This window comes from Duganella fentianensis (genome assembly GCF_964031615.1).
GTDB classification, from domain to species: Bacteria; Pseudomonadota; Gammaproteobacteria; order Burkholderiales; family Burkholderiaceae_D; genus Rugamonas; species Rugamonas fentianensis_A.
This window is the reverse complement of the sequence record NZ_CAXIQN010000014.1, coordinates 351,749-367,043: the sequence shown is the minus strand read 5'-3', so window position 1 is coordinate 367,043 and position 15,295 is coordinate 351,749. Positions and strand designations below refer to the sequence as shown.

Annotated in this window: 14 protein-coding genes and 1 other RNA gene; 13 read left to right on the top strand and 2 right to left on the bottom strand. The window is 60.2% G+C overall.

What is annotated here, in order from left to right; all coding sequences use genetic code 11:
• Window positions 1-9 precede the first annotated feature (9 nt).
• From ABNT42_RS11425 to ABNT42_RS11380, 10 genes are all read left to right on the top strand, one after another.
• The gene (locus ABNT42_RS11425) at window positions 10-492 is read left to right on the top strand and encodes a pilus assembly protein (protein ID WP_348697034.1); all 483 of its coding nucleotides are present in this window, start codon (window positions 10-12) and stop codon (window positions 490-492) included.
• 9 nt (window positions 493-501) lie between these two features.
• Window positions 502-2,652, top strand: a complete 2,151-nt coding sequence (locus ABNT42_RS11420) for a PilC/PilY family type IV pilus protein (protein WP_348697033.1) — start codon at window positions 502-504, stop codon at window positions 2,650-2,652.
• Window positions 2,649-3,116, top strand: a complete 468-nt coding sequence (locus tag ABNT42_RS11415; RefSeq protein WP_348697031.1) for a type IV pilin protein — start codon at window positions 2,649-2,651, stop codon at window positions 3,114-3,116. The genes ABNT42_RS11420 and ABNT42_RS11415 overlap by 4 nt, the downstream gene beginning before the upstream one ends.
• Window positions 3,104-3,667, top strand: coding sequence for a GspH/FimT family pseudopilin (locus ABNT42_RS11410; protein ID WP_348697029.1), 564 nt, complete (start codon window positions 3,104-3,106; stop codon window positions 3,665-3,667). The genes ABNT42_RS11415 and ABNT42_RS11410 overlap by 13 nt, the downstream gene beginning before the upstream one ends.
• 24 nt (window positions 3,668-3,691) lie before the next feature.
• Window positions 3,692-4,783 (top strand): bifunctional diaminohydroxyphosphoribosylaminopyrimidine deaminase/5-amino-6-(5-phosphoribosylamino)uracil reductase RibD, encoded by a 1,092-nt coding sequence (ribD, locus tag ABNT42_RS11405; protein ID WP_348697027.1) that lies wholly within the window; start codon window positions 3,692-3,694, stop codon window positions 4,781-4,783.
• Between the two features lie 30 nt (window positions 4,784-4,813).
• Window positions 4,814-5,449, top strand: a complete 636-nt coding sequence (locus ABNT42_RS11400) for a riboflavin synthase (protein WP_348697025.1) — start codon at window positions 4,814-4,816, stop codon at window positions 5,447-5,449.
• 158 nt (window positions 5,450-5,607) lie between these two features.
• On the top strand, window positions 5,608-6,717 hold the full coding sequence (gene ribBA / locus ABNT42_RS11395; RefSeq protein WP_348697023.1) for a bifunctional 3,4-dihydroxy-2-butanone-4-phosphate synthase/GTP cyclohydrolase II: 1,110 nt from the start codon (window positions 5,608-5,610) through the stop codon (window positions 6,715-6,717).
• A gap of 35 nt (window positions 6,718-6,752) precedes the next feature.
• Window positions 6,753-7,241: a 6,7-dimethyl-8-ribityllumazine synthase gene (ribH, locus tag ABNT42_RS11390; RefSeq protein WP_348697022.1), complete on the top strand. Its 489-nt coding sequence runs from the start codon at window positions 6,753-6,755 to the stop codon at window positions 7,239-7,241.
• Between the two features lie 94 nt (window positions 7,242-7,335).
• Entirely contained in the window at window positions 7,336-7,806 is a 471-nt protein-coding gene (gene nusB, locus ABNT42_RS11385) for a transcription antitermination factor NusB (RefSeq protein ID WP_155436513.1), read from the top strand.
• A 438-nt stretch (window positions 7,807-8,244) separates the two neighbouring features.
• The gene (locus ABNT42_RS11380) at window positions 8,245-8,796 is read left to right on the top strand and encodes a hypothetical protein (protein WP_348697020.1); all 552 of its coding nucleotides are present in this window, start codon (window positions 8,245-8,247) and stop codon (window positions 8,794-8,796) included.
• Between the two features lie 69 nt (window positions 8,797-8,865).
• On the opposite strand, the gene ABNT42_RS11375 is transcribed toward ABNT42_RS11380, so the two are convergent.
• On the bottom strand, window positions 8,866-9,756 hold the full coding sequence (locus tag ABNT42_RS11375) for a lytic transglycosylase domain-containing protein (RefSeq protein WP_348697018.1): 891 nt from the start codon (window positions 9,754-9,756) through the stop codon (window positions 8,866-8,868).
• Window positions 9,757-10,256: 500 nt separating this feature from the next.
• On the opposite strand from ABNT42_RS11375, the gene ubiD reads away from it, so the two are divergent.
• The gene (gene ubiD, locus ABNT42_RS11370) at window positions 10,257-11,741 is read left to right on the top strand and encodes a 4-hydroxy-3-polyprenylbenzoate decarboxylase (protein WP_348697016.1); all 1,485 of its coding nucleotides are present in this window, start codon (window positions 10,257-10,259) and stop codon (window positions 11,739-11,741) included.
• 15 nt (window positions 11,742-11,756) lie between these two features.
• Window positions 11,757-11,855: signal recognition particle sRNA small type (gene ffs, locus ABNT42_RS11365), an RNA gene on the top strand.
• 53 nt (window positions 11,856-11,908) lie between these two features.
• On the opposite strand, the gene ABNT42_RS11360 is transcribed toward ffs, so the two are convergent.
• Complete coding sequence (locus tag ABNT42_RS11360; RefSeq protein WP_348697014.1) at window positions 11,909-12,562, bottom strand: hypothetical protein; 654 nt, start codon at window positions 12,560-12,562, stop codon at window positions 11,909-11,911.
• 156 nt (window positions 12,563-12,718) lie between these two features.
• Here ABNT42_RS11360 and dnaX point away from each other — a divergent pair, with 156 nt between their 5' ends.
• Window positions 12,719-15,268, top strand: coding sequence for a DNA polymerase III subunit gamma/tau (dnaX, locus tag ABNT42_RS11355; RefSeq protein WP_348697012.1), 2,550 nt, complete (start codon window positions 12,719-12,721; stop codon window positions 15,266-15,268).
• The last annotated feature ends 27 nt before the right edge of the window (window positions 15,269-15,295 follow it).

Here is a 15,295-nt window from a genome sequence, read left to right as displayed (position 1 = left end):
CAGTGCGGAATGGCGGTTCTGCTTAGTCTGATGCTGCTGGTGATCGTGCTGTTGCTGGGCACATCGGCCGCGCAACTGAGCTTGCAGGGGACGCGGGTAGCGCGCGCTGCGCGCGACCGGGACGTAGCATTTCAGGCGGCGGAGGCGGCTGTGGCAGATGCAGAACATGATCTTGAAAATGGCAGCGCGGTACTCACGCCGTGCACCCCTGCACCGGCGTGGCAGAAGGTGGATTTGTCCGGTGGCGAAGATGCCGGTGCCTGCAGCGTGGAGTTTGGCGCTCACACGGGTGCCAGTTTCGACGTGGCGGATGGTGCGCTGCCATTCAAACGGCCGCGCTACCTGATCGAGCGTCTGGTTTGCCATCAGCCCGGCGACGAGGCCGTGGCCGGAGCGCCTGCGCATTACTGCTATCGCGTTACGGCGATTGGCTTCGGGCCGCAGGCGGATACGGAAGTGGTGCTACAGACTATATACGGTCGTGGCGAGTGAGGTGGCGCGATGAATCACAGAATACGGGTAAGTGCGGTACGGCTGGTAGTCGGTCTTTTCATGGGCGTGACGACCACGCTGGAGACGCTAGCCTTGCCACCAGTCGTGCCGCTGGCTGCCGAGACGCTGACCACGGCTTGCCGAACTGGGAGCGAGGCGGCGAATGCTGGTAGGGTAACTGGTACTGCGACCTATTTTGCAGCCGATGTAAGGGCACAGTCCAGTGGGACATGGTTACAGGCCAGCGCGGACTTTCGCGACTGGAGCGGTTACTTCGCCCGCTATGCCATGCCGCCATTCACGGCAGGTGGGGCGACCGTCGAGCTAGGAGCGGCGCAGTGGGAGGCAGGGCGTGTTCTGACGGGCGATGGTGATCAGCCCGCTATGCCCGCGCCGTCAGAACGGCGCATCTACACAGCGCAGGTGGATGGGGATGGCAGCCTGCGCGGCATACCGTTTGTATGGCCGGCGCTGTCGTTAGTCCAGCAAAACATGCTGGACAAGATCAGCCCTGAGGCGAGAAATAGCGACGGCCTCGGCGTACGGCGGCTTGCGTATTTGCGCGGTGTGCGCAGTGACGAAGGACAGCCTTTTCGCCGCCGTCAGAGTTTGCTCGGCGATGCGCTGCGTAGCACGCCGGTACTGGTGGCCGCACCATCGGCAGAGCTACAGGATGCAGCGTATGCGGCATTCCTTCAGCGTTATGCGCAGCGTCGTGCTGTGGTCTATCTTGGCGCAAACGACGGTATGCTGCATGCATTCGATATGGCTGATGGCGTGGAGCGCTACGCATACATACCGAACGCGCTGATGCCTTACCTGAGTCTGCTGACAGATCCTGCCTACCGCCACCGAGCGTATCTCGATGGTCCGCTGTTGGCGGGTGAGGTGCGACTGTCCCGTGGCTGGCGCAGTGTGTTGCTGGCAGCTTTAGGCACGGGCGCGCAGGGTGTGTTTGCACTGGATGTTACTGACCCTGAGGCACTCGATGCCGCATCCGTGCTATGGGAATTTACCGATGCCGACGATGCGATGGTGGGCAATGTGCTGACACCGGCGCAACTGGCACGCATACGCTTGCGCACAGGTAGTGAAGCAGCCGTGGCGGTATTTGCCAGTGGCATGAATAACTACGGCGCCGATGGCCATGCCAGTAGCGCGGGCAAGGGCGCGCTGTTCCTGCTGATGCTGGATAAGCAGGCCACGGAAGGCTGGCGTATGAATGCTAATTATTTTCGATTCCTTACCCCGATTTCCGATGTACTGCTAGCGAACGGCTTGAGTGCGCCGGCATTACTCGCTGACCGCGATGGCCTGCTGCGTTTTGCCTACGCGGGCGATCTGCAAGGTAATCTGTGGCGTTTCGACCTGTATGGTACTGCGCCTTGGTCGGGCGGTGTGGAGCGCTTGTTCACTGCACGTGACGCACAGGGACGGCGCCAGCCCATCACCCAGCAGCCCTCCATCGTCTATGGCGCGGAGGGCGATTACCTGATTCTGTTCGGAACTGGCCGTTTGCTGAATCGCGCCGACCTTGCTGAGGCGGACTATGCCACGCAAACGTTTTATGCGCTGCGCGATAATCTGTCGCGCCCCATATCCGCAATCACAGGGCGGCAGCAATTGGCGCAGCGCGTGCTGGTGCCGAATTCCGCGGGACTGTTCGATGTGACGGGGACGATGGCGGCGGGAGAGCGTGGCTGGCTGGTCGATTTCTGGCGCTCGGAACGTAGCGGCGAGCGCAGCATCGATGGCGCACGCCTGATCGATGGCATGGTGCTGTTCAATACCCTGCTGCCGAACGGGAAGGCGGGGGCTTGCGGCGCTTCCCGCAGCCGTAGTTATGCCTTGAATGTTTTAACTGGCTTAGCGGCCAGCAGCGCACTGCTGGCTGATCCTGCAGTGGCGCTGGTAGGATTGATGCAACCTGAGTATTCCGCCAAACCTGTGCTGCTGCCTGCAACGCGCATGGTCAGCTTGCCCACGTCCACCTCAGGCGTGAAGGTGACGCAGCAACTGACCCACATCGTTGTCACGCACGACGCGCAGGGCGCAGCCAGAGTGGAAGCCGTGGCCCGCGTCAAGGCGGTACGTCGTGCAGGGCGGTTGAGCTGGCGCGAGATCAGTCACTGGCGCGAACTGCACGAGGCCAGCCAATGAAACCGCATAAGGGCTGGCGCGGTGCTGGTGGTTTCAGCTTGCTTGAACTGCTGGTGGTGCTGGCAATCGGTTCTGTTCTACTGGCGCTGGCGCTGCCAGCTTATCAGCACGCGGTCATCCGCGCACGGCGCACCGAGGCACAGGTGGCGCTGTGGCAGCTATTGCAGCAGCAGGAGCGCTACTACACGCAGGCCAATTCTTATCAGTCCTTTTCGGCCACTGCGACGGAAGCCGAAGCGCGCCAGTTCAAGTGGTGGAGTGGCAGCGCGGCCGCGCATAGCGCCTACGAGATTGAAGGCAAAGCCTGCGAAGGCGAGACGATACGCCAGTGTGTGCAACTGATCGCCACGCCCGGCACGCCCCGCGTAGACGGGCACTTCCGCGATGAGGCTTGCCAGCAATTGATACTCACCAGTCGTGGCAAGCAAGCAGCGACGGGACGGGAGCCGCGATGCTGGCCATAATTCGTCGCCGCACCCGATGCGGCCGCACACTGGTGGAAACCATGCTGGTACTGGCATTGCTGGCCATCGTGCTGTCACAGGCAGTGCCATCGTTTCAAGCGATACTGCAGCGCCAGCAGTTGCAGACTGCCGTCAATGATATGCTGGCGGCGTTGCGGCTAGCGCGCAGCCATGCCATGGCGCGTGGCAGCATCGTGCTGCTGGTGCCGCATGCATCGGACGGTGCGTGGCAGCATGGCTGGACCGTGTTTGTCGATAAGGATGGCAACCAGCATCCGGATACGGGCGAGCCGGTGTTGCTGGTACATCCGCCGCTGGCGAGTGGTCTGGTGCTGCGTACAGCGTTTTCCAGCGCAGCAGTGCCTGACTATCTTGCTTATAATGCTGCTGGACGTCCATGCAAGGCTGGTAGCAGCCTGATGGCCCGCTGGGGCACGCTGACGTTGCGGCTGGGCGAAAATGTGCGCAACATCAAAATTAATATGCTGGGCCGGATACGTGTCTGCGATCCGGTGCAGGAAGGGGCTAGCTGCGCTAGCGCGAGTGAGTAGGGAAAGTCGGGATTTTAGGGGTTTATGAAAATCAGCAACGATCTGCAGGGGATGACACTGGCACTGGAATGGGCGGCGCGCGGGCTGTACAGCACCTCGCCCAATCCCCATATCGGCTGCGTGATCGTGCGCGATGGCGCAGTGCTAGGCGCCGGGGTGACCCAGCAGGCCGGCAGCGACCATGCCGAGATTCAGGCCCTGAAAGATGCGCAGGCACGCGGCCATGATGTGCGCGGCGCCACCGCCTATGTCACGCTGGAGCCCTGCAATCACTACGGCCGCACGCCGCCTTGTTCCGATGCGCTGGTGCGCGCTGGTCTGGGCCGTGTGGTCGCAGCGATGGAAGACCCGAATCCGCTGGTCGCGGGGCAAGGCATGGCCAAGCTGGCGGCGGCCGGCATCGCCACCAGCGTCGGCCTGCTGGCCGAGCAGGCGTATGAACTGAATATCGGCTTTTTCTCGCGCATGACGCGTGGCCTGCCGTGGGTGCGCATGAAGAGCGCCGCCAGTCTTGATGGCATGACGGCGCTGCACAATGGTCAGAGCCAGTGGATTACCGGGCCAGAGGCGCGTGCCGACGGCCATGCTTGGCGTGCCCGCGCCTGCGCTATCCTGACCGGCATCGGCACCGTTAAAGCCGATGATCCCCAGTTGAATGTGCGTGCCGTCGAGACGCCGCGCCAGCCGCGCCGCATCGTGGTCGATAGCCGGCTGGAAATCGACTTGTCAGCCAAGGTGCTGCAGGGTGGCGGCACGTGGATTGCTGCGGCGCAGCCTGATGCCGAGAAGCAGGCCGCACTGGCGGATCTGGGCGCGGAAGTGATCATGCTGCCGAATGCAAACGGTAAGGTCGATCTGGCTGAACTGATGCGCGAACTGGGGCGGCGCCAGATCAACGAGCTGCATGTGGAAGCGGGTGGTAAGCTCAACGGCTCGCTGATACGCGCTGGTTGTGTGGACGAACTGCTGGTCTATCTGGCACCTAGCTTGCTCGGTGATGCGCAGGGCATGTTTGCTCTGCCTGCGCTGGAGCAACTGACGGATCAGCGCCGCATGAAATTCCATCAGGTACAGCAGATCGGCGAAGATTTGCGTATCCTTGCACGATTTATTTAACACGCTTTTCAACATTAAGACTACAACGCTATGTTCACTGGAATTGTCGCCGCTATCGGCAAAATCGAATCCGTTACCCCGCTCGAAGGCGGCTCGTTTGCAGGCGTGCGCCTGAATGTCCATGCTGGCGGCCTGCCGCTGGCCGATGTGGCGCTGGGTGACTCGATCGCTATCAACGGCGCCTGCATGACGGTGGTGGAAAAAGACGAGACCAGCTTCCGCGTCGACGTTTCGCGCGAAAGCCTGAACTGCACGGTGGGGCTGGATACGCTGACGGAAGTGAATCTGGAAAAGGCACTGACCTTGAACGAGCGTCTGGGCGGCCATCTGGTGTCCGGTCACGTCGATGGTCTGGGCGTGGTGCGCAAGTTCGAGCCTATCGGCGAATCGTGGGAACTGGTGATCGAGGCGCCGCGCGAACTGGCCAAATTCCTCGCCTTCAAGGGTTCGATCGTCGTCAACGGCGTGTCTCTGACGGTGAATCGGGTCGAGGATATCGGCAGCGGTGCGGAATTGGTGTGCCAGTTCTCGATCAACCTGATTCCCCACACCATCGCCATGACTACCCTCAAGCACCTTGCCGCCGGTAAGCAGGTGAATCTGGAAATCGACCTGATTGCGCGCTATGTGGAGCGCATGGTTTCCGTGGGCGCGGCAGGCAAATAAGCGCGCCAGCCAGTTTTCAGCCGTAAAAGATTGATATTATGACCAGATCGACCGGTGAAAACCGGGGATTTAGTCTATAAAAACAGCCTTTTGCGGTGGTGCTGGCGTAAATCCTTTAAAATAGCGGGCTGTTCTAGCTTCGCTACAAAGGATTTAACATGTCAATTTCCAGCACCGAAGAAATCGTCGCCGAATTGCGCGCAGGCCGCATGGTGATTCTGGTCGATGAAGAAGACCGGGAAAACGAAGGCGATCTGGTGCTCGCGGCGGATTTCGTCACGCCGGAAGCCATTAATTTCATGGTCACCCATGCGCGCGGTCTGGTCTGCCTGACTTTGACCGAAGAACGCTGCGACCAGCTGAACCTGTCGATGATGTCGGCCCGTAACGGCACCGCCTTCGGCACCAATTTCACGGTATCGATCGAAGCGGCCGAAGGCGTGACCACCGGTATTTCCGCCGCCGACCGTGCGCGTACCATTCAGGTAGCGGTAGACAAGAACACGGAACCTACCGACATCGTTCAGCCGGGCCATATCTTCCCGCTGAAGGCCCAGAAGGGCGGCGTGTTGATGCGTGCTGGCCATACCGAAGCCGGTTGCGACCTGACCGCCATGGCCGGCCTGACGCCTGCCTCGGTGATCTGCGAGATCATGAAGGCCGACGGCACCATGGCGCGTCTGCCGGACCTGATGGAGTTCGCCAAGGAGCACAATCTGAAGATCGGCACCATTGCCGACCTGATCCAGTACCGCAGCCGCAATGAATCGCTGGTGGAAAAAGTTGGCGAGCGCACGCTGAAAACCGCGCAGGGCGAATTCCGCATGATCGCCTACCGCGACAAGCCTAGCGGCTCGGCGCACCTGGCGCTGGTGCATGGCGAGATGGACAAGAACAAGGAAACCCTGGTACGTGTGCACCAGCCAGTGTCGATTCTGGATGTGCTGGAATCGGAGGCGACTACCCACTCGTGGAATCTGTCGTCCTCGCTGGCCGCTGTCAAAGCCTCCGAGCGCGGCGTGATCGTGCTGCTGAACTGCGAAGAAACTGCCGAGCAGTTCTTCTCCCAGTTCGCTGCGCTGGATAAGCCGGAAGTCAAGCCGAAAGGCCGCGCTGCCAGCATGGACCTGCGTAGCTACGGTATCGGTGCGCAGATTCTGCGCGAAGTGGGCGTGTGCAAGATGCAACTGCTGGCCAGCCCGCGCAAAATGCCATCGATGACGGGCTTCGATCTGGAAGTGACCGGCTATCTGGCCAAACCTAACTGAACCACCCACCTTACCCACCTAAAAAGAGGCCTCACATGACCGTAGGTAGCTATGAAATCAACCTGTCCGGCGACGGACTGCGCGTCGGCATCGTTCAAGCCCGTTTCAACGAAGACGTTTGCCACGGCCTGCTGTCGGCCTGTCTGGCCGAGCTCAAGCATCTGGGCGTAGAAGATGAAGATATCCTGCACGTGACCGTGCCGGGCGCGCTGGAAGTGCCGCTGGTGCTGCAAAAGATGGCAGAATCGCAGCAGTTCGACGCGCTGATCGCACTGGGCGCCGTGATCCGTGGTGAAACCTACCACTTCGAACTGGTGTCGAACGAATCGGGCGCCGGCATTACCCGTATCGGCCTCGATTATGGTATTCCTATCGCTAACGCCATCCTGACCACGGAAAACGACGAGCAGGCAGAAGTGCGTATGGCAGAGAAGGGCGCGGATGCCGCGCGGGTAGCAGTAGAAATGGCGAACCTGACCATTGCTCTGGAAGAGCTGAATCAGGATCAGGGCGACGACGAGTAAGTTGCTTTGTAAAACGGCCGGAAATGCAGTGTTGCACCGGTATGCACCGGCGCAACAGGCCGGATTTTGTAAGAATTTAAGAATAGGTATAACCATGACAGATAAAGCATTGCACGCCAACCCTAGTAAAAACCGTACGCCGCGTCACCGCGCGCGCGAGTTTGCGTTGCAGGGTTTGTATCAGTGGCTGCTGAATAACGAAGATGCGGCCACCGTGGTCAACAACATCCGTTCCGCGCACGGCTTCGACAAGGCTGACGGCGACCACTTCTCGGCACTGCTGTACGGTGCCATCAAGGATTCCGTCGCGCTGCGTGACACCTTCGCACCGCTGGTCGATCGTGGCGTAGCCGAACTGTCGCCGATCGAGCACGCAGTGCTGCTGATCGGTGCCTACGAGCTGAAGAACAATCTGGAAATCCCTTATCGCGTCGTCATCAACGAAGCGGTGGAGCTGACCAAATCGTTCGGCGGTATCGACGGCCACAAATACGTCAACGGCGTGTTGGACAAACTGGCTGCCAAACTGCGTCCGGAAGAAGTAGCTGCCGACAAAAAGCGCTAAGCCGCGCGCTGCCCCATCTCAAGCCACCGCATGCGGTGGCTTTTTTTATTTCGGGGTCAGGTCGGGCAAAGTGCAGGGGTCAGGTCGGGCGTTGGTGCGATCTTTGACAATTCGCAAAAAGTGCACTTTGCCCGACCTGACACCAGCACTTTGCCCGACCTGACCCCACGGTATTAGCAGGTGCTACCGCCGGGGCTATGGTGCGACGCTGCATGATTCCGCTTTGACTTTGTGTACGTGCACGTTGAGAATAACTTGTTTTATAGTTAATCTTGAGGTGGCATTATTAGCCTGTACTCGATATCCGCTTCGCCATGGCGGCGACGTAGCTGGCTGGCGCTGATCGGCACGGCTCACCTGCTGGCTGTATGGTGCTGGCATGTGCCGCCCCATCAGGGGCCGCCTAGGCCAGTTGCGCGGGGCACGCTAACCTATATCTTGCCGGCACAGCAGCAGGATAAGCCGCAGCGCACGGTAGTACGCCCTGCTCAGTCGCTTAGCGCGCCGCTAACAGCCGTCCAGCCACTCCGGAAAGCGCAGCCGGTCAAGTCAGCGCCGGCTATCAGCGTTGCGCCAGCCGATCAGCCAGGTAATCCCGTGGCGTCGGCGCCGGCTATGACGCTGGTGGCGCCGTCCGCTGATCCGTTCGCGCTGCCCGCCAAGCCAGCGCAGGATGAGGATGCAATGTTGCGCGCGCGCCGTAGTGCCGGCGCGGTGGATAAGCAGTTGCGTAAGGAAGCATGGAATCCGCGCGATAAGAAGATTGCCAATGAGCGTACTTTGCTGGCCGAAAAGCTGGCCAGCGCCTATACGGGCTCGGATGGTATGACGCAGGAGAGTGTGACGCTCGATGATGGGCGGGTGATGACGCGTATCCGTACGGGGGCAGGTACCACCTTCTGCGCCGTCAAGGAGAGCAACGGGCTGACGGGCGGACGTGATCCCTTTCGCGATGGCATCCGCACCAAGATCACCACGTGCGGCCGTTGAACCGTTTCTGTGTGGCGCAGAAATAAAAAAACCACCTCGCGAGGTGGTTTTTATTAGAGGAAGCAGTGCTTACAGGCCGGCGATCTGGGTGCCGCTGATGGATTTCTCTGTGCTGGCCAGCGGCTGGGCTGGCTTGGCAGGCACGGCGGCCATGACTGGTGTAGTGATCGGCACTTTTTTACCAGCCGACACCATCTTCAGGCGCTGGTATTCGGCCAGTACTTTCGAACCGTAGCCATCGTCATGCTCGAAGGCACCTGCGCCTACATAGCTTTTCAGGCCAGCTTCGACGGAACCGCCACGGGTGACGTAGTCTTTCAGGATCAGCGAGCCGACGCGGATATTGGCAACCGGATTCAGTGCAGCCTGGGTGCCGCCCATGTCCTGGAACTTGTCATGGTGTACTTTCGACATCACCTGCATCAGACCCTGCGCGCCGACCGGGCTTTCCGCGAACGGATTGAAGCCCGATTCGATCGCCATCACCGCCAGAATCAGCAGTGGATCGAGTTTGATTTCACGTGCCGTCAGGTAGGCAGTGGAAACCAGCATATTGGCGGCATCGCCCGCTACGCGGTAACGCTTGGACAGCCACGAGGTCACCCATTGCTGCTGTTTCTTGGTGCCCAGCAGGGCACGTTCCTCGGCCGTCAGCGGTTCGGTATTGGCGACCGGGGCGCTCGATGGGGCTTCCATCAGTTCCGACAGCGGTGGCACTACGACAGGCTCGGTTTCAGCCTCTGGCGTGCGGTTGAGCAGGTTGCTCAGGTCTTTGGCCAGTTCCGGACGAACAAACAATACTGCCATCATAATCAGTGCGCTCACGCCGACGATGGTCAGCGTGTGCTGGGCGGTGGCGAGCACGCCTTTGGCCGATACGCGCGTGTTGGACAACCACGCAGCTGGCTGGCGAGCCATGTTGTGGGCAAACTGAGTTGCACCGGTGATACGATTAATCATAGACTTCCCCTGAAATGTCCGTAAAAGCGCTTCCCCGCCAGCGTTGTACGCAGCTAACCGGGTGCTAATGCCGTGCATCAGAAATATCATCGTTGTGCGCCGCTGGGAGCGTACGCATAACGCCATCATTGCTTGCCTGAGCTGAAGCTTCCTTTGGTACGCCTGGTACTCATTCGGAACGACATCAGTCGCAATACAACTGCTTTCGGGGGTAAGGCAGACGCCTTTGGCAAACACTCCTTAAAATGTCATGTGGAGCCCCGACTCCGTGAATGAATGAGCAACAACTATTGTGGTTCGCATATCGTGCAGAACCGTGTTCTCTTCAAGTAGGGCAGATTCTATGGGCTGTTTTATATCAAGTCAATGATAACAAACAATGAAGCTATAACTTATAAATCTTACTTTTTTGCTTGCATTGCGCGTAAAACCAATAAAATCAACCACTTGACCTGTTTTTTTAAACAGTATGCTGATTTGAAAGAAAAAGTAAAAAACCGATGAAATATTCTGATCTACGCGATTTCATTTCTCAGTTGCAACGAATGGGCGAACTTAAGCCCATTTTGACGCCTGTTTCGCCGCACTTGGAGATGACCGAGGTTTGCGACCGTACTTTGCGGGCCGGTGGACCGGCTTTGCTGTTCCAGCATCCCACCGGCCACAGCATGCCTGTGCTGGGTAATCTGTTCGGTACGGAGCGCCGTGTGGCGCTGGGTATGGGGGCAGATAGCGTGAGCGAGTTGCGCAAGATCGGCCATGTGCTGGCCCGTCTGAAAGAGCCGGAACCACCCAAGGGTTTCAAGGACATCATGGGCATGGGCAGTCTGGTGAAAGCCGTGTGGGATATGGCGCCTAAGGAGATGCGCGGTGCGCCGTGTCAGGAAATCGTCTGGGAAGGCGCCGATGTGGATCTGGGCAAACTGCCGATCCAGCATTGCTGGCCCGGCGATATTGCGCCGCTGATTACGTGGGGGTTGGTGATTACCAAAGGTCCTAATAAGAAGCGGCAGAATCTGGGCATCTACCGCCAGCAGGTGCTGGGGCCTAACAAGGTGATCATGCGCTGGCTGGCCCACCGCGGCGGCGCGCTGGACTTCCGCGAACACGCGATCCAGAATAAAGGCCAGCCTTATCCTATCTGCGTGGCGCTCGGTGCCGACCCCGCCACTATATTAGGTGCGGTCACGCCGGTGCCCGATAGTCTGTCGGAATACCAGTTCGCTGGTCTGTTGCGCGGCAGCCGTACCGAACTGGTCAAAGCCATCGGTAGCGAACTGCGCGTGCCCGCTTCGGCCGAAATCGTGCTGGAAGGGCATATCTATGCCGACCCGGACCACCCTAGCGGCTACGAACATGCGCTGGAAGGGCCGTATGGCGACCACACCGGCTATTACAACGAGCAGGATAGCTTCCCCGTGTTCACTATCGACCGCATTACCATGCGGCGCGACCCTATCTATCACTCGACCTACACGGGCAAACCGCCGGATGAGCCGGCGATTCTGGGGCTGGCGCTCAATGAAGTGTTCGTGCCGCTGCTGCAGAAGCAGTTCTCCGAGATTACTGATTTCCACCTGCCGGCCGAGGGTTGCAGCTACCGCATGGCGGTGGTGCAGATTAAGAAGCAGTATGCAGGCCACGCCAAGCGCGTGATGTTCGGGGTGTGGAGCTTCCTGCGCCAGTTCATGTACACCAAGTTTATCGTGGTGGTGGACGAGGATGTGAATATCCGCGACTGGAACGAGGTAATCTGGGCGATTACCACCCGCGTCGATCCTACCCGTGATACCACGCTGGTCGATAACACGCCGATCGATTATCTGGACTTTGCCTCACCCGTCAGCGGTCTGGGCAGCAAGATGGGGATAGATGCTACCAATAAGTGGCCCGGCGAAACCACGCGCGAATGGGGCACGACCATCACCATGTCGCCCGAGGTAAAAAGCCGTGTCGATCAGATTTGGCAGGAACTGGGGCTGTAAGGTATAATCAGCTCGGACGGGCCCCTGCGCATTGTGGCATGGCCAACCTGGTCAGGTCGGGAACGAAGCAGCCACAGCTATTCACCATAAGTGCCGCAGATCAGGCTCGTCTCCTTCGGGATATTAAAAAAGCTGCCATAGGCAGCTTTTTTGTTTTGCGCGGCGCTTTATTCGGTGTCGAGTTCCGCTTCCAGCGGGCGCTCCGAGGCCAGCATGACAGGGTTTTCCTTCAGCCACGCCGATTCGGGTTTGAGCCGGATCTGGTGCTTGGCATCCGTGTTGTAGACCGTGCTGCCTACTTTAAGCTGGGCCGGTTTGCCAAACTTGAATACCACTACTTTGATGGTCGGCGCGAATAGGCTCAGTGCGCCGGCCATTTTCTTGATGGCGTGATTGCTCTGCTCCACGCTGCTCATAATCGGCGTGTAATTCCACTGGTTGCCGGCGGGGAGCGGGGTGGTGATGTCATAACCGGCAGCGGATTTTTCGCCTTTCGGTAAAGAGGTGTAGATTTTGGCGTCGTCGGTCAGCCATTTGGGGTTAGGCACCAGCGCGAGCCGGTAGTCGGGTGAGAGAGTGGGCAGCGGATGGCGCTCGCCGCCTTGCACCACCGTGAGCACCAGATCTTCCGGCTTGATGGCCTTGTTGTGCGGGCGGATGGTCAGGAATAGATTGATCTTGTCCCTTTCGTTAGCCGGTATGGCGTAGAACTTATCGAGGCGCATGTCCTCGACCAGCTTCTTATATGGCGCCCATTCGCGTTCTTCTGCGTGGGCGGCGAGGGACAGCAACAGCAGGGGGAGTAGGGCCAGTTTTTTCATTTATTCACGAAGTTAAAAGAAAAACAAATGGTAGGCCAGTCTGGACGAATTACCAATTCCCATCACGCCTTGTTACAATTGTTTTTTTTCGCATCGTGCAGCCCGCTGTGCTGCAGCGGCTCCCTCGGTCAGTGCTATCTACGGTAAAATCTCAGCATGTCCTATCAAGTCCTCGCCCGTAAATACCGTCCCCGGAACTTCGACACGCTCGTCGGTCAGGAGCACGTCGTCCGTGCACTGACCCATGCCCTGCACAGTGGCCGTCTGCACCATGCTTATCTGTTCACGGGTACGCGCGGGGTGGGCAAGACTACGCTGTCGCGGATTCTGGCCAAATCGCTCAATTGCGTGGGGCCGGACGGGCAGGGCGGCATCACCGCCACCCCTTGCGGCGTGTGCGAAGCCTGTACGGCGATCGATGCGGGACGGTTCGTTGACTATATAGAGATGGATGCGGCGTCCAACCGTGGTGTGGACGAGATGGCGCAACTGCTGGAGCAGGCGGTGTACGCACCGAGTAATGCGCGCTTCAAGGTCTATATGATCGACGAGGTGCACATGCTGACCAACCACGCCTTCAACGCCATGCTGAAGACGCTGGAAGAACCGCCCGAGCACGTTAAATTTATTCTGGCGACCACGGATCCGCAGAAAATTCCTGTGACGGTGCTGTCGCGCTGCCTGCAGTTCAATCTGAAGCAGATGCCACCCGGCCATATCATCGGCCACCTCGACAATATTCTGGGCCAGGAAGGCATCAGCTTCGAAGCGCCTGCGCTGCGTCTGCTGGCGGCCGGGGCGCACGGTTCGATGCGCGATGCGCTGTCGCTGACCGATCAGGCGATTGCCTATGCGGCTGGCGAGGTAACGCTGGAAGCGGTGCAGGGTATGCTGGGCGCACTCGATCAGTCGTATCTGATCCGCTTGCTCGATGCGCTGGCAGCCAAGGATGGTGCCGATCTGCTGGCCGTGGCTGATGAAATGGCCACGCGCAGCCTGTCGTATAACGGTGCCTTGCAGGATCTGGGTACGCTGCTGCACCGCATCGCGCTGGCGCAGACGGTGCCGACGGCGCTGCCGGAAGACCTGCCTGAATATGCCGATGTGGTGCGCCTTGCCGCTGCCTTCGATGCAGAAGAAGTTCAGCTGTATTACCAGATCGCCGTGCATGGCCGTAACGAGTTGGGGCTGGCACCCGATGAATATGCGGGTTTCTCCATGACGCTGCTGCGTATGCTGGCCTTTCGCCCCGGCGTCGGTGGCGCCGAAGGACCAGCCCCTGCTGCGCCAGCGATGACGCGTCAGGCTGCGGTGGCCGCCGTGCGCGCTGCGGCCGCACCGCCCAGCCGTGCTGCATCCCATGTGCAGGCTAGCCATGCCAGCGTGACGCCACCATCCGTGGTGGCTGGTGCCGCTGCCGCGCTGGCCGCGGCCGAAGCTGCACCTGTATCCCGTCCGATGCCGCCTATGCCGGCACCTGCGACTGTCGCCTCGGCGCCTGCGGCTACGGTGGTTGCGGCGCCAGCGCCTGCTGCTGCGTCATCGATGGCTCCAGCTTTCGCTGCTCCTGCATCGGCAGTGGCAGCGCCGGCAGTTCCTGCATCGGCATCGGCACCTGCTGCGGCAGCCTCCGCCGCACCAATGAGCCCTGCGCGTTTGGCGATCAATGCTGCGCTGGAAGCGGCACGGGCAGCATCGCGCCCGGGCGCTCGTTCCGGCGCGGCATCGACACCGTCGGCAGCGGCACCTGCACCAGCATCGGCAACCACGCAGGCAACGACGCAGGCAACTACGCCTGCATCGGCGGCACCTAGTGCGATGATGGCGGCGCCGGTGCACACGCCACCGGCAGCGCAGCCTGCACCGCCGTCGTCACCCGTCATGCAGGCGCAGCCTGCTGTGGCCGCACGTCCGGCGCCTTGGGAAGATATGCCCGCAGGCGATACGCAGGCGGCTGTGCTGGAAGCGCCGCCCAAGGCAGTGGCAGTGGCACAGACCCAGCCAGCGGTGCAGTCGCAGGCGCAGGTTCATGCTCATGCTCAGAATCAGGCGCCTGTCGCTGCGCCGGCAATGCAGCGTGCTGCACCCGCCCGTCCTGCTGACGATGAAGACGATCTGCCGCCATGGGTGACGGAATTTTCCGACGATAGCGCGGTAGCACCGGCCGGTATGCCGGCCTATATGAATGAAGCGCCACAAGGCTATGCTGACGAAGCGCCTGCGGTGGTGATGCCGGCGCGCGCGCCAGCGGCACCGGCCAAAGCGCCGTATGCCTATGTGATTACGCCGGTGCCGGAACTGAACTGGGACGGCAACTGGCCGGCGGTCGCAGCGACGCTGCCACTGCGTGGCGTGGCGCAGCAACTGGCCATGCAGGCGGAACTGATTTCCTGCAGCATGGACGGCAACGCCGTCGTGTTCAAGCTGCGCGTGCCGATCGAAACCTGGCGTACGCCGGGTAATGTCGAAAAGCTCAACGCAGCACTGAACGAGCGCTTTGCCCGCAGCGTGCGGGTCGAAACGGAACTGGGCCCAGTGTGGTACACGGCCAGCGCCGAAGCGCAGGCGTACCGCGAGGCCTGCCAGAAGGCGGCCGAACAGACGGTGGCGCAGGATCCGTTTATCAATGCCATGATCCGTGAGTTCGATGCCTGGGTCATCCCCGGCAGCATCGTGCCGCCGCCTAGTTCGGCCACGCTGCACTGATCATTCTTTACCCTTTTAATCCACGGA